7 protein-coding genes are annotated in these 16,509 nt (G+C 47.9%); 4 read left to right on the top strand and 3 right to left on the bottom strand.

The features are described from left to right. Positions 1–21: 21 nt before the first annotated feature. Positions 22–6,564, top strand: coding sequence for an RHS repeat-associated core domain-containing protein (locus tag L876_RS0116365; RefSeq protein ID WP_028764778.1), 6,543 nt, complete (start codon positions 22–24; stop codon positions 6,562–6,564). Positions 6,565–6,646: 82 nt separating this feature from the next. On the opposite strand, the gene L876_RS0116360 is transcribed toward L876_RS0116365, so the two are convergent. Both L876_RS0116360 and L876_RS0116355 read right to left on the bottom strand, forming a co-directional pair. Beyond that, a complete protein-coding gene (locus L876_RS0116360; protein ID WP_028764777.1) occupies positions 6,647–7,258 on the bottom strand; it encodes a fumarylacetoacetate hydrolase family protein in 612 nt (203 codons plus the stop codon). A 57-nt stretch (positions 7,259–7,315) separates the two neighbouring features. Next, on the bottom strand, positions 7,316–10,738 hold the full coding sequence (locus L876_RS0116355; protein WP_028764776.1) for a hybrid sensor histidine kinase/response regulator: 3,423 nt from the start codon (positions 10,736–10,738) through the stop codon (positions 7,316–7,318). A 175-nt stretch (positions 10,739–10,913) separates the two neighbouring features. Here L876_RS0116355 and acs point away from each other — a divergent pair, with 175 nt between their 5' ends. From acs to L876_RS0116340, 3 genes are all read left to right on the top strand, one after another. After that, entirely contained in the window at positions 10,914–12,866 is a 1,953-nt protein-coding gene (gene acs, locus L876_RS0116350; protein ID WP_028764775.1) for an acetate--CoA ligase, read from the top strand. Between the two features lie 125 nt (positions 12,867–12,991). After that, complete coding sequence (radD, locus tag L876_RS0116345) at positions 12,992–14,737, top strand: DNA repair helicase RadD (RefSeq protein WP_487042789.1); 1,746 nt, start codon at positions 12,992–12,994, stop codon at positions 14,735–14,737. 65 nt (positions 14,738–14,802) lie between these two features. Beyond that, the gene (locus L876_RS0116340) at positions 14,803–15,060 is read left to right on the top strand and encodes a GrxA family glutaredoxin (RefSeq protein WP_028764773.1); all 258 of its coding nucleotides are present in this window, start codon (positions 14,803–14,805) and stop codon (positions 15,058–15,060) included. Positions 15,061–15,109: 49 nt separating this feature from the next. On the opposite strand, the gene L876_RS0116335 is transcribed toward L876_RS0116340, so the two are convergent. Further along, the gene (locus L876_RS0116335; protein ID WP_028764772.1) at positions 15,110–16,252 is read right to left on the bottom strand and encodes a DcaP family trimeric outer membrane transporter; all 1,143 of its coding nucleotides are present in this window, start codon (positions 16,250–16,252) and stop codon (positions 15,110–15,112) included. Positions 16,253–16,509 lie beyond the last annotated feature (257 nt).

Here is a 16,509-nt window from a genome sequence, read left to right as displayed (position 1 = left end):
CCAACATTAAAGGCAACCCTAATGGCTAGATCATCAATCGTCGCCAACAATCATCACCATGTCACTCCTATTGCCTCCTTCAGTCCATCGCGCTTTCCACCGCACCACGCCAAGTTTAAACGCGGCGCATTACTGGCAATGCTCATCTCCTTCTCGGCAGGGGCAAACATCAACACATCCAGTGACATACAGGTGCCATTACCCAAAGCTTTTGGACAACCCAATAGTGTTGGGATCTCAGGTGCTATGGGTTCGGTCTCCGATCGTATCGCTATAGATGTCCCCACAGGCAGGCGTGGAATGAAGCCCAACTTAAGCCTGACCTACAGCTCTTTAGGGGGGAGTGGGATTGCCGGACAAGGTTGGGCAATGGGCATAGGTAGCATTGAACGTTGGCGTGGAAACGGGACGCCCAGTGTCAACGCCATTATCGACGGCACTAATAATGATAGGTTTTCCTACTCGTTAGCGGGTGCTGGTGGTGAACTGCATGATGAAGACAATGACGGTGTTTACCGCGCACGCATTGAAAGTGTTTATCGCCCGTTTAAGAAGATAGCAGACGGCTGGCAGATGTATGATGGCCAAGGCGTTAGCTATCTATTTGGTAGCGTTGCCAGCAGCCGTATTGATGGTCAAGCGTGGCTCATTGATACTGTTCAAGACCCCTCAGGAAACACCATTACCTATGGCTACAGCAGTGAATGCGAATTAACCATTGCCGGGGCTGCTTGCGACAGTGAAAACCAGTCCCGCTTTCTTAGCGAAATCAATTACACAGGTTACGCGCCAACCAATGATACCGGCGCTAACCGCGTGACCTTTGAATATGAACCCAGACCCGACATCAAGGTCGCCTACAACCGCGGTGTTCGCGAAGCACAAAACCTCAGACTAAAGCAGGTATCAATCTATGCTGAGGGACAATTTGTTAGAGCATACCGTCTTGATTACGCTCAATATCAGCAGGGTATATCGCTATTAAGTACGGTACAACTCATTGGCCGAGACCAAGTGTCGGCAATCACTCTACGCACGCTCAGTTACAGTGAGCGTGACTTAAACTGGAGTGCCATCAATGGCCCAGTTAATCTCCCTGTTGACTTAGCTGATGCCGAGGCAAGTAGCACAGGGGCACAGCTGATGGATGTGAACGGCGATGGCTTTGCCGACATCATTAACAATGGTCTTGCCGTATTCTTGGGGAATGGCCAAGGCGATTTCAGTAACAGCAGCCTATGGAGCAATTCGCTTATCAATGCAGACGCGAGTATTGTCGATAATGAGGGGATCGACACTGGCGTGCGCTTTTTAGATGTGGATGGTGATGCCAGAGTCGATATTTTAGTCGCAACCCCCACTCGAACAGAAGTCTGGCTTAATACAGGTAGCGGTTGGCAGCAGAGCAGCGCTTGGAGCAGTAATTTAGCCAACTTGTCTGCGCTCTCCATTGCACTGGTGGATGCCGGCGCCTCAACCGATTGTCGGGCACCGCTTTGTTCTAGTTTTGGCTCATCCGCACCAGCAGGTTGCTCTGCGCCCTATTGTAGCGGCGATGAAGAGACAGATCCTGATGATTGCTTAACGCTTGAAGAGGGGGAAACGGCGGCCCCATTTTGTGAAAGCTCACCAAACTACTCTTCGCCTGCCACCGAACCTTTCTCGCTTGTGGGTGAACTGGGCGAATCAACAGGCGTTGAATTCGCTGATGTTAATGCCGATGGCCGTGTCGATATCATCTGGTCACTCAAGTTTGACCAATCGACCTTCTTAGCCGAAACCCCACGTATTATCAGAGCCATTTTCCTGAATGGCGGCAACGAACATTTAGGTTGGTATCAAAGTGATAGCTTATCGGGTGCCCTGGCCAACGTGTTAACAAATCAAGATGGCGCAGCGGGTGCATTTGTGGTTGAAAATGCCTATGAAGGCTACTCATTTATGGATGTCAATGGCGATGGTTTAGCCGACATCATTCGCTCGATAGAAAATAAACAAGCGGTCTATCTCAGTAACGGAGCTGGTTGGCATTTCGACTCGGGTTATACCGACGCCATGACAAGCCAGTCTTTATTTGCACTAGACAGCGACTTTGGCAGCCAAGGGTTAATCCCTATCGACTTTAACGATGATGGTCTTGTGGATTATATGCGAGCCAAAGGTGGCAGCGACAGCCAAGTGTATCGCAATACAGGAACCTCATGGCAGTTTGATGCGACAATGTCGAGCCTATTGCAAAGCAGCAATGTTAAGTTTGTAGACAGCGATGGCAAAGCAACCGGATCAACCATGGCCGACGTCGATGGTAATGGCATTGTCGACCTTATCGTGGCAAAAGAAGCCGAAACCAATCGTATTTTACTGGGTGATAATTTGCGCTCAGGTAAGCTCACGCGTGCGGTGTCTGCATTGGGACAAACAACAGAGATCACTTGGGTGCCCTCTACACAATTTACCCACACTAACAATGGTGTCCAAACACTGCCTGTTACCTTGTCGCTTGTCAGACAAGTGATACGCGCAGATGGCCGCGGCAACAGTTTTAGTGCCCAACTTGACTACCAAGGTGGCCAGTACACCAGTGAAGGATTTTTAGGCTTCAGCGTGGTGAAACAACACCCCTCTGCTGGTCTTGCCACAGAAACCTATTTTTACCAAGATACTAACCGTACTTTCCAGCCCTACGAAATTCGTTCATTTGATTCGCAAAATGTGCTGCGCGCGTTAAGTGAATCAGACACCTTAGTGCGTGCTGGCGGCACGGGTATTACACAAGTGATGTTGAAATCAACCAAAACCCAGCGCTTTTCCAATACGGGAGCTTTGACGACCACCTCTTGGGTAGACCGCACCTATGATGCCTTTATGCAGCCCTTGTCGGTATATAACGATCTTCGCGAAGAAGTTATCGGCGATGAAAGCACCGCGCGATATGAATGGCATCAAACGAGCACAGGCATCCCATTGGGCTTTTGGGCGTCAATCAGCAAAGTGACAGCGTTCGATGGTAACAACAATCAGATGTCTCAAGCCATCACCGCATACAATGCACAAGGCTTGCCCATTTCGAGTAAGGAGTGGATTAAAGACGATCAATTTGTTGAAACCCAAATTGCCTATGATGAATATGGCAATGTCACCACAGTAACTGACAGAACTGGCCAAACAACCCAATTTGCTTATGATGCCACGGGCCGTTTTCGCGTACAGGCCACCGACCCATTGGGCCATATCAGGCGCAGCCTATATGACTCAGGCTTTGGTACCCTGATAGTCGACATCGATGCAGACGGCAATGCCACCACGACAGACTATGATACCTTTGGACGTAAGGTAAAAATAACCGCCCCTGGCGATGAAGCCTCTCCCTTTGGTACTGTCAGTTATCAATATTCCCCGATAGGCGATCCCAACGCGCAATTCTACACACAACTCAGTACAGAAAATGCAGGGACCAGTGAAGTATTTGAAGAAAAGACCTATTTCGATGCACTCGGTAAAGTCTACCGCACCGAGCAAGAAGGTGCTGATGGTGTGCCGATTGTCATGGTGGTGGAGTTTGGCAATGATGGCCAAGCGAGTGCATCATCACTGCCCTACTTTGATGGCGATACACCTGAAATGCTCACCTCTGAGCGGGATGACTTGGGTCGCATCGTCAAGATAACCGACCCACTCAATCAACAAATTCAAATGAGTTATGAGGGGTTCCAAATTAATATTCTTGACGGCCGTGGCAACACCACACAATCGACCGTTGATCCCGCAGGCAACCCTGAACTCATCGTGTTAAGCGTTGATGGACAAACTCAAACGACCCAATACAAATACGATAGCTCAGGGCGCTTGTTAACCGTAATTGATGCTCTGGGCCATGAAACACTGCTTGAATATGATGGCTTAGCCAGAAAAACCAAGTTAGTTGACCCCAACAGCGGAACCTATCAATACGGCTACGATGCCGAAGGCCGGTTAACCCATGAAACGGCCCCAGATGGTAAAACCACTGTGATGCACTACTCGGCAAATGGTCAGCTCGTCGAAAAGCAATTTGCCGACGGCACACGTCAACAGTTTATTTATGGCACGGGTGATATGCCTAACGCCTTGGGACAGCTGGTCAAAGTGATCGACATGTCTGGCACCATGGAACTGTTTTACGACACTCGCGGACGCGTCATTGAACGTCGACGTACTGTCGATAATAAAACCTATGTCACCGGGCTTGTGTATGACTCGATGAATCGTATTCGCCAAATTATCTATCCCGATGGGTTTGTAGCGCATTATCGCTACGATGCTGGCAACAATTTGGCCGAAATCACCGACGATGACAATCAGCCCATTGCCGCTGGGTTTAAGTACAACGCTTCGCAACGCATTACAGAGTTTGACTTTGGTAACGGCGTCAACACCAACTATCACTACGATGTGATGGCGCGCATGTTAGCTTCGCAAACCCAGACTCAAGCTGGCATTACACTGCAAGAGCTGACCTATCAATATGATGCGGCCAATAATGTGCTGTCGATGAACAATCTGGCCTCGGGCAACAATCAATCATTTGAATACGATGAAGCCAATCGCTTAATTAAAGCCAATGGTAACTACGGCGAAGAAACCTATGCCTATGATGCCGTCGGTAACCTTGTGAAAAAAGGCGATCTCTACTTTAGTCATGACCCCCTCTCCCCACAACGTGCAGTGTGCGCCGCGCAACTTGGCACCACAACCACAGGCAAGGCGGCGAAAGGGAAGAAAGCCAATAAACACAGTTTTGACCCATGTGTTGAGGCCATTGCGGGCATCGATCTGGCGAGCATCACCCGTGCATTTGCCATTGAGTATGATGGCAGAGGCAATGTCATTGCTAAGGGTGAAAAAGGCTATGGTTACGACAATGAGAATCGACTGGTTCGCTCCACTGACAAAAAAGGACGAACCATTGAGATCAATCGCTATGATGCTAGCGGCGCCCTAATTGTTAAACAAGATAGGAACGAGAAAACCATTTACATTGACGGACTCTATGAAGAGGGAAAAACTCACGTTTCAAGGCACATACACGCAGGCACATTACTGGTTGCCACCGTGATTACCCCTAAAACGCATGTTGAGCTCATTAGCGCAGCCCACGCTCCTGACTATAGCGAGCTGTACATGGCGGGCATTCCCAGTATAGCTAGTTTGCTATTGTTGCTGTGGGGCTATTTCAAAATGAGTGCAACCACTCGTCAACAGCTCTGGGCATGTGTTAATACCTGTCGGGATAATCCGCAAAAAATTGCCTTAATCTTGGTGATCGCTATCTCAACATCGCCAAGTATTGCCAGAGGCGATACAAGCACAGATTTAGACAGTGAACAGCGATTTTATTACCATGCAAATCATCTTGGTAGCGTAAACATCGTCACAGACGAAGACGCTGAAATATCGGCGCAACGAGATTATCGCCCCTATGGTGATCCTATCGATTGGCAAGGTGCAAACGCTGGCCCACGTGAAGTGTTACAAACCTTCCAAGGGCAACAGTTCAATGACGATACCGGCTTATACAATTTCAAAGCTCGTTATTATGACTCTGAGCTGGGCCGCTTCATGAGTGCCGACACAGTGGTAGCCGACCTTAATGACCCACGCACCTTTAACCGCTACGCCTTCTCTGGAGGCAACCCGATACAGTTCGTCGACCCAACGGGTAGGAGTTTCTGGTCGTCGGTGGGCGATTTCTTTACCGATACATTACCTGGTGCCTTTGAGGATGCAGGAAACTGGATTGCCGATCATGCCGCAGAAATCCTCACCGTCATCGCTATCATTGCTGTAGTGGTGTTAATCGTGGTGGTGGTGGTGGCAACAGGAGGATTAGCGGCTATCGCTGCAGGTGGCGGTTTAGGGGCGATTGCAGCCTTTGGCGGGCTTGGGGCTGCGGCCGGATTTGCCACCTTTGGCGGCATTGCATTGTCTCAGGGTAAAACCGTCGATACTGGCGCATTTTGGCAGGCGGCCGGCACGGGACTGGTGCTAGGGGCGCTGGTAGGCGCCGCAATTCCAGTAGCTTTTGCACCGTCACTCTTCTTTGCAGGCGGCATAACGTCCTTTGCCGGTACCGTTGCCGCAGGAGCTCTAGTTGGTGCAGCGGCTGGAGGGCTTGAACAGGCCATTGCATGTGCCACTGGCTGTGGCGGCGTTGAAAACCTCTTTCTCCCCGTTGCACAAGGCGTGATCATTGGAGGTATCACGGGGGCCATTGGCGGTGCTGTCGCGGGTAAATTCTTCCCTCGTAACTCTGGCATGCTCAAAAAAGTGGGACGCTTCCTCGCTGAACCTGGCAAGTTTGGTTTCACGCTTAAGGCCGCCTACTCGAGTTACTCATCGGCAGGAGGACCAGGCTTAAGTGGCAGACGCACAGCATTTGGCGATATTGCGAGATTATTGAAAGTGGGCGTGGGACTAGGTAATGAGAACATTCATGATCTGCAGCGCGGCGATCAATCATCCTACTTTTACGGTGCGTTAGACAATGCGGGGACAGGGCTCACAACGAGGCCACTTTCACCCTAACGACTAAATATCTCTATCGGCGGTCAATCGTCATTGACCGCCCTTTTTATTGCAGCTCAGGCCATGATAGTGTTAACCAGGTTTAGATCACCGACCATGAATGCTCAACGAGGGGGAGTTGATCCAATTGGAGCCTCATCTCAAACTGCTCGCCAGGATTAATCACTCCAACGCCTTTTGGGGTACCAGTCATTACAATATCTCCATCGTTGAGTGTCATAAACTCGCTGATTTCTTTATAAATGGCATCGGGTTTATGGATCATCAACCCAATATCCCCCTGTTGACGCAACGCCCCATCCACATGCAGGGTAAAGGAGAGTTTATCGCTATCTTGGGCAATAGTGACAAACTCACTAAACAGCGCAGAACCATCAAACGCCTTGGCGCGCTCCCACGGCAGGCCTTTTGCTTTTAGCTCACTTTGTAATTGCCGTTTAGTAAGATCTAACCCTAAGCCGACAGCCTTAAAAGCGCCATCTGCCACCATGAAACAGAGTTCGGCCTCGTAGTGCAGTGGTTCTTGGTGCTGACTCATGAGTACCGAGGAAATTGCCGAATTAGGTTTAACAAACAGCACCATCTGCTCGGGAACGTCGTTATTGAGTTCCTTAATATGCTCAACATAATTACGTCCCACACAGACGATTTTACTCGGAGTGATGGGCATGCCATCACACAATACTTGATTCACTCTAGACTCCATACGCCTTAAAATAGGCGCTATACCTTACAAATAATTGTCATTTAACTATTTAACTAAACTCGAGATCAGTGCGCGCAATGCGGCCGGCTTTACCATCTTCGCCATGTAATGGTAGCCTCGCTGCTGCACATCATCGACAATCTCTTTACGAGTATTGGCTGTGATCAAAATACCAGGCAGGTGCTCTCCATAAAGTGCACGGATACCGTCCATTGCATCCACACCATTTTGGTCATTATCCAAATGATAGTCGGCCAACACGATATCTGGAGCAACCCCTTTTAACCCCAATTTTATGCGCGCATCTGCCAAATCAGTGGCGCAGATAACCTCACATTGCCAACGACTCAGTAGGCTTTCTAAACCAGCAAGAATCGCCTCTTCGTTATCAATACATAAGACTTTTACGCCCGCGAGCGGCTGCATCACCATGTTTGACTTCTTGGGCGCGGCAAGGTTGGTCTTCTCGCCAAGAGGCACTATGATTGAGAACAAAGAACCTTGGCCCAATTTAGATACCACACGAATATCATGTTGCAATACTCTGGCAATACGGTCAGCTATCGCCAAACCTAACCCTAGGCCGCTGACACTTTTACTCTGTGGGTTGTCTAAGCGCTTAAACTCCTTAAAGATTTCGCTCACCTCTCTGTCATCAATGCCACAACCAGTATCAATAACTTGAATCTCCAACGCCCCCGGACGATGACGACAGCCAAGTAACACTCGATTACCTTTGGCATAACGGTAAGCGTTGGTCAGAAAGTTTTGCAATACGCGGCGCAATAAGGAGAGATCTGAGCTAATAGTGACATTGCTTGGCACCATAGAAAATTTGATCGCGTAGTCTTTCGCCATGGCATCAAACTCTACGGCTAGTCCATCGAGCAGATCCGCTACCGAGAAGTCCCTTTGATTAACATCGACCATGCCGGAGTCAAGTTTTGAGATATCCAAAAGGTCGGTTAACAGTTCACCGGCGATTTTTAATGAGCTATTGACGTGAGACAGAGTGGTTCGCCCTTCCTGATCCAAATTTGGATATTGCGCTAGGGACGCAGTAAATAATCTTGCCGCATTCAATGGCTGCATTAAATCATGGCCGACGGCGGCTAAAAATCGGCTCTTAGACGCGTTGGCATTTTCCTCTTGCGCCTTGGCTTCAAGCAGTTGGCTATTGAGCAGTGCCAGCTCATAGGTGCGCTCTTTAACGCGCGCCTCAAGGTTCTCATTCACCTCTTGCAGCGCCTTGGCTTGGGCCCGATATTGGGTAATGTCGGTAAAGGTCATGACAAAACCACCACTTGGCATTGGATTACCTTGGATTTTGATCACTTTACCATCTTGGCGTTCCCGCTCAGACACATGGGCACTGCCGTTACGCATATGCTCAACCCGCTTAGCGACCTGCTCCTCTATTTCTCCAACGCCGCAATAACCTCGCTTCGCATTAAATCGCACTACATCGGCAATTGGCATTCCGGCCTGAAGAAAATCCTCTGGGTAATCATATAGTTCAGCGTATTTATAGTTCCAAGCCACCAAGTTTAGCTCTTTATCAACCACACTCATCCCTTCGTATGCGTGCTCTATAGCGCCTCGCAACATATCTTGGCTGAGAATGATTTTCGATGAAGCTTCATCGACTAAGTTAAATACCTCATCAAGAGCCAGATCTCGCCCTTGTAACACTGAGTCCATCACCAAAGATGCACTAGAGCCCCCGAGAACCCCAGCAAGCATATGTTCGGTGTGGGCAATTAACTCGGGTGGCGCCACTTTATGCCAACTATCACTTCTCACTGCTTCTTCAGAGAAACGGGAAAAACTTTCGTAAGCTCGAGTGGGACTGACAAATCGGCTGGCCAAGATCAAGAGATCTTGCTGCGAAATAGGCGAGCTTTTGCGGTTGGCGTTGTTTTTAAGCTGACCGGGCGTCACAAATGCACTGGCTTGAATACGTTCGGATACCCCTGCCCTAAACCAGAGTGAACCAAGAATATAGCAAGCCAGGTTAGCCAATAACGCTGTTAAAATATCCCGTACATTGGGGTTAATCGAATCAAGCAGCGGCAACTCGCTACCAAATAGGCCATGAGTATCGCTTATCCCTTGCACTAAGATGTAACACCACAGCCCAAAGCCAACGATTAGACCTAAATACACGCCACCGCGGTTACCATGCTTCCAGTACATACCACCAATCAGGGCGGGGGCTAATTGCGCAAAGGCACCAAAAGAGAGCATCCCCAGCGCTGATAACGAGTCGCTGTCGATAAAACTGAGGTAACTAAAATAACCCAAGCCTAAAATCAGCACGATAGCGATTCGCCGTGCGTTTAGGAGAAACTGTGAAAATTGGCTAAAGTTTTTCTGGCGGATTTTACCGGAGCGCAGCATCAGAGGCACCAGCCACTCATTGCTCACCATCACACTAATCGTCACCACGGCCACAATAACCATACCTGTTGCAGCCGATAAGGTACCAAGTAGCGCGATCACCGCCACCACAGGCTGCTCTAATGCCAGAGGTAAATTGATGACATAGGTGTCAGCAGCGACGCTATCACCCAAAACAATTTTGCCAGCCAGCGCTAGCGGGGCAACAAACAATCCAAACAACAGCAGGTAGAGCGGAAACATCCATCTCGCCTTGAGTAAGGTGTTTTCATCGCTACACTCCACCATCATCACGTGAAATTGGCGCGGCATACATAAAAATGCCGCCATCCCAACCAATAATTGCGGCATCAGGTTCTCGAGCCTCAACTCGGGGTGGCTGATCAAATCACGTTCAGTGGCTTGCTGCCAGATATCGCCAAAACCATCAAACACCCCAAAACTGACCACTATCCCCACCAGTAGAAATGCGCCAAGCTTTACCAAGGATTCAAAGGCAATCGCCAACATCATTCCCGGGTTGTGTTCTGTAGCATCTAGTTTTCGTGTGCCAAATAAGATGGCAAATATGGCCAGCAGAGCGGTAACAATTAACGAGACACGCGCCCCGTCGTAAGGCGAATCGTCTGGCTGAAATAGGTTTAGACTGAACACCATGGCTTTAAGCTGCAACGCAATATAGGGCATGATGCCAAACAGCGCGATAAGGGTAACGATAGCGGCAATCGTTTGTGACTTACCATAACGTGCGGCAATAAAGTCTGCCACCGAGGTGATGTTTTGCGCCTTAGAGACGATGACCATTTTTCGCAACAGCCCAAAGCCGAAGGTAAAAATGAGTATCGGCCCAAGAAAGATAGGCAGAAACGACCATAAATCCTGGGCCGACTGACCGACAGTGCCCAAGAAGCTCCAAGATGAGCAATATACCGCCAAACTCAACCCATAAATCCATGTTTGAATTTTCTTGGTAATGCCGCCAAACCAACGCTCCGCCCCCCACGCTAGTAGAAACAGCAAGGAGACATAGAGAACGGCAATCACACCCACAATGATGGTCAGATTCATCGATTTTCCTGTTTTTTAATTATTCTGCGCTAAATGGGCTTGTAAATCTAGTGCTAATATATTCACAACAGTCTAAAAATAAAGGATATTTTTTTACTAGACCAAGGTCTAATAGAGCTCACTAGCCTAAGCATTCCATACTTTGACCACGCACAATTGAAATAAAGGATTCCAGATGAGTACGCAGTCTCTCTATAAAGTTCCAAGTGACATAGCAAACCAAGCACACATTAATGAAGAACAATACAAAAAAATGTATCAGGAGTCAGTGGTAAATCCTGAAGGTTTCTGGAGAGAGCATGGCCAACGCATCGATTGGATAAAGCCTTTCACTAAAGTGAAAAAAACCTCTTTTGATGATCATAATCTCTCTATTAATTGGTTTTATGACGGCACATTGAATGCCTCAGCTAACTGCCTTGATAGACACCTAGAAAAAAGTGCCGACAAAGTTGCTATCATTTGGGAAGGCGATGACGCAGTCGATCAACGTACCCTAACCTATGGCGAGCTTCACACTGAAGTGTGTAAGTTTGCTAATGCCCTGCGTAGCCAAGGCGTACGCCGTGGTGATGTGGTGACAGTTTACATGCCAATGGTGCCAGAAGCCGCAGTTGTCATGTTAGCTTGTGCCCGCATAGGTGCTATTCATTCTGTGGTATTTGGTGGTTTCTCACCAGATTCTATCGCATCGCGAGTTATCGATGGTAAATCAAAAGTGGTTATCACCGCCGATGAAGGTATACGTGGTGGACGCATCATTCCGCTCAAGGCCAACATCGATGAGGCATTATCGCATCCTGATGTTACCTGCGTAGAAAAGGTAATTGTGTATGAACGCACAGGCAACGATGTCAACTGGGTAGAAGGTCGTGATATTAAGTGGAACTCACTAATGGATACCGCTTCTGAGCACTGTATCCCAGAAGAGATGGGCGCGGAAGATCCCCTCTTCTTGCTTTACACCTCAGGGTCAACCGGTAACCCTAAAGGAGTGTTACACACCACGGGTGGTTACATGGTTTATGCGTCGATGACACATGAGTATGTCTTTGACTACAAAGAGGGTGAAGTCTACTGGTGTACCGCCGATGTCGGTTGGATCACGGGGCACTCTTATATGGTGTACGGTCCACTAGCAAACGGTGCAACGGTACTTATCCATGAAGGCGTACCTAATTATCCCACCCCTGCCCGTTTAGGTGAAATGGTCGACCGTCATAAGGTCAATATTCTCTATACAGCTCCCACGCTTATTCGTGCCTTGATGGCTGAAGGCAAAGAGCAATTTGATAACTTCGATGGCAGCTCTTTGCGCATAATGGGTTCGGTAGGTGAGCCCATTAACCCTGAAGCATGGCGTTGGTACCATGAGGTCATTGGTCACGAACAGTGCCCAATTGTCGATACTTGGTGGCAAACTGAGACGGGCGGCATTCTGATCAGTCCTCTGCCGGGCGCAACCGACACAAAACCTGGCTCTGCCACCCGCCCATTCTTTGGTGTACAGCCTGCATTGGTCGACAACATGGGGAACATCGTTGACGGCGCGACCGAAGGTAACTTAGTCATTCTCGATTCATGGCCAGGCCAGATGCGTACCGTGTTTGGCGATCATGACCGTTTTGCCTTAACTTACTTTAAAACCTTCCGTGGCATGTACTTTACCGGTGACGGTGCCCGCCGAGATGAAGACGGTTACTACTGGATCACGGGCCGTGTTGATGATGTGATTAACGTATCGGGTCACCGCTTAGGGACCGCAGAAGTTGAAAGCGCCTTGGTGGCTCACGAGCATGTTGCTGAAGCCGCCGTTGTGGGTTACCCCCATGACATTAAAGGTCAAGGCATCTACGCTTACGTCACGCTAACTAAGGGCACTGTAGAGAGTGAAGAGCTTCGTCAAGCACTACGCCAGTGGGTACGTAAAGAGATTGGCGCATTGGCAACACCAGATCTTATTCAATGGGCAGGTGGGTTACCTAAAACTCGTTCAGGAAAAATTATGCGCCGCTTCTTGCGTAAGATTGCAGCCAATGAGGTGACCAACTTAGGTGACTCATCAACCTTGGCTGATCCTGCGGTTATCGACACCTTGATTGAAAGCAGACTTAACCGCAGCGAATAATCACTGAGCGATGAAACAAAAATGATTCTATTAGCCCCTCCAATGAGGGGCTTTTTTATGCCACCACTGCTGGTCGTCGCCAAAGCACACTGTTATTCTGTAGCTCATATTAAGCTATTAAATCAATCCACGTGCAACTTCGAGACTATCAACAACAATCGGTTGATGCCGCTATCAACCACTTTAAAGTCAGCAATGATTCGGCGGTTCTCGTCCTACCGACTGGTGCAGGCAAGAGTATTGTCATTGCCGAGCTTGCTCGCATTGCGAAAGGTCGAGTGTTAGTGCTCACCCATGTCAAAGAGCTGGTGGCCCAAAATGCAGAGAAAGTCGGCCTACTGACTAATGAAGCGAGTATCTTTTCAGCTGGACTCAAGCAGAAATCAACCACCAATAAAACGGTGGTTGCAAGCATTCAATCGGCGGTAAAGAGTCCACAAGCGTTTAATGAACCCTACTCGCTTGTGATCATTGATGAATGCCACCGGGTCTCTGCAACCGATGATAGCCAATATCAACAACTCCTAAAGCACCTGATACAACAAAACCCACAGCTTAAACTATTGGGCCTTACCGCTACGCCCTACCGATTAGACTCTGGTTGGATTTATCGCCACCACTATCATGGCAAAATGGGAAATGCCGACAAACCCGCATTCGAACAGTGTATTTTCGAGCTACCAATGAGGCCGCTGATTAAACAAGGCTTTTTAACCACACCTAAACTGTTTGATGGTCTATCCGCGCAGTACGACTTCAGTGATCTTCAAGCCTCAAACAGTGGTGAGTATCGCGAACAGGAAGTTAACGCACTCCTTAATGTTGCAGGCCGGGCTACCCAAGCTATCACTAGACAGATTGTGGAACTGTCACAACATAAGCAAGGCACTATCATCTTTGCCGCGACCGTTAGGCATGCGCAAGAGATCATGGCACTACTAGACAGTGAGCAAGCGGGATTAATTACTGCCACAACCTCATCTGATGATAGAGACCTTATCATTGATCGCTTTAAACAACGTCAGCTTAAATACTTGGTTAATGTTGCTGTTCTGACCACAGGCTTTGATGCCCCCCATGTCGATCTCATTGCCATATTAAGGCCGACGGCATCGGTCAGCCTATTTCAACAGATGGTCGGTCGAGGGCTGCGAATTTGTGAAGGTAAACATGATTGTTTAATCATCGACTATGCCGCAAATGGCTACGATCTATTTTTTCCTGAAGTTGGCCAAGTGCGGCCAAATAGCAAAAGTGTGCCAGTACAAGTCCACTGCCCTGTGTGCCAATTTGCCAATGTGTTTTGGGGATTAGTCGATGATGACGGTGACCTCATTGAACACTTTGGCCGACGTTGCCAAGCAGTGCTTGAAACAAGTCATGGTAAGCAGCAATGCGACTTTCGCTTTCGCTCTAAATCTTGCCCAAATTGTGGAGAGGAAAATGATATTGCAGCCAAAATCTGCCAGCACTGTGACTGCGTACTGGTAGACCCAGACAAGCGCCTGAAAGAGGTATTACAGCAGAAACATCACCACCTATTTCGCTGCCAGGATATGCTGTTAGAAAAAGAGAAGGACAAATTAAAAGTCCGCTATATCGATAGTGAGGGAAATGATTTTAACTGTTACTTTAATTTTGAAACACCGGCTCAAATCCGCGCCTTCTATGGGATTTTTGTCCACACTCATACGCGTACCCCAGGCTATAAGCAACCACATTTTAAGGCCATTGAGGATGTTATTTCTGCTGAATCCAGCTTCAGAAAACCCGATCTACTTCTATTAAAAAAAGGCAAGAAAGGCTGGGAGTTAGTCGAACGATTCTTTGATTATCAAGGTCGGTATCACAGCGAGAATAAGTTTGTCTGATTCTGAATATGCAATCAGCTCAAGCCTATGGTATAAAGAGCCGAACTACTTTTTCAGGAGCTTATATGTTTGTTGTAATCTTTGGCCGTCCAGGCTGTCCGTACTGCGTTAGAGCTGTCCAGTTATCAGAGCAACTTGTTGAAGCTCGTGATGATTTTAAATTTAAATATGTCGATATTCACGCAGAAGGGATCAGTAAGGCCGATCTTGAAAAAACGGTTGGTAAGCCAGTTGAAACTGTGCCGCAAATTTTTGTAGACCAAGTTCATGTCGGCGGTTGTACTGAGTTCGAACAATATGTACGTGACAATAACCTGCTTTAATCAAAGTTAGGTATAAAAAAGGAGGCTTACGCCTCCTTTTTTATTATTTCTAAAGTACGTACTTCACTGAGAACATCACTCGATTTAACTCACCTTTATCACCATTTTGCTTAGTGTTCTCGGCATACATATATTCAACACCAACCGTCATAGGTTTAACGGGTGAATACAGTAAATTGATGTATCCAGAGTAAGACTCCTCGTTAACCGATCCACCCGTTAAGGCGACATCATTATCAGCCTTAAACCCTGACAGGGTGAAGCTAGAGCGCCACTTATCATTCCACCAGTGACGATAGGAGGCAAAGCCTCCATAAGAACTAATAGTCTTGATATCGCCGTTAGCATCTAATACACCGGCATTGGCATAGTTAAGCGCCATATAACGGCCCATACCATCACCAGCAGTCGCTGACAGCTTAATATCATCATTTCCCACAGGGATCACACCCGTAAAGCTCACACCATAGCCCATGGTTTGCGAGTCATAACTTGCATTTTCAATATTCAGTTGGCGCGCTAAACCTGCAACCGTAAATTTAGCGCCTCCCTCAGTCTTAAAGTTATAGCGGGCGACAAAATCTGGCACCATGCCACTACCGCTCGTCATTCGCGAGCCACCACCGTTTGGTGTTAATGTGGTTTCTGGGTTTTCTATGGCAAACTGAAAGCCGCCATTGGTATAACGAACCTGGGTTTGACGCACAAACGGCGTACCTTCGGCTGCACCAACAAAATCTAAGTTTTCTGGCAATGCACCTGGGTTTTGGAATGTCGACCACGTTTGTCCCACAGTCCAATTATCGAAACTCACAAATGCATGACGAATACGTGGAGAGTAACTATTAGAGACACGCTCATTACCATCTGCGTGGGTCATAAAATCAAGTTCAATAAAACCACTGAGTTTATGGCCACCAACATCGGTACTGGTCTTAAAGTTAAACCGTGATTCTCGGGCCTGAAAGTCAACCACTTGCTCACCGTTACCTGGCGTACCATAAATTGTTCCTGGCACGTAAAATTGGCGCGATAGGTTACCTGAGTCAGGGGCACCATTGCTGTAATCACTAAACATCACATCCGCTTTTACATAACCACCAAACTTAAACTCAGTATCACCAGCGACAGCTGTTGAGCTCAAAGCCAACAAGGTTGCAGCGCTTATCAGTGATAGTTTTGCTTGTTTCATCTGTTTTCTCCCTAATCATTATTATCATAATGAATATGACGGAGTTAACAAAAAAGAAACATTAGCAAAACGTCTATCAGACAAACGTCTAACAGCGAGCGCTAATTCAGTGTGTTGTGGTAGTGAATTAGTCGAAGACTCGACCAATATGGTGCAAAGAGTAATGCCAACGGCTGCTTGGCATTAACCACACAGACTGATGCTAACCAGAAAAATTAAACAGGGACTTTTTATCGAAAACGAGACAAATAGAAAGT

Origin of the sequence: Shewanella colwelliana ATCC 39565 (assembly GCF_000518705.1) — a bacterium.
Taxonomy (GTDB): domain Bacteria; phylum Pseudomonadota; class Gammaproteobacteria; order Enterobacterales; family Shewanellaceae; genus Shewanella; species Shewanella colwelliana.
The sequence above is the reverse complement of the archived record's forward strand: the minus strand, read 5'-3'. Positions and strand labels throughout refer to the sequence as shown.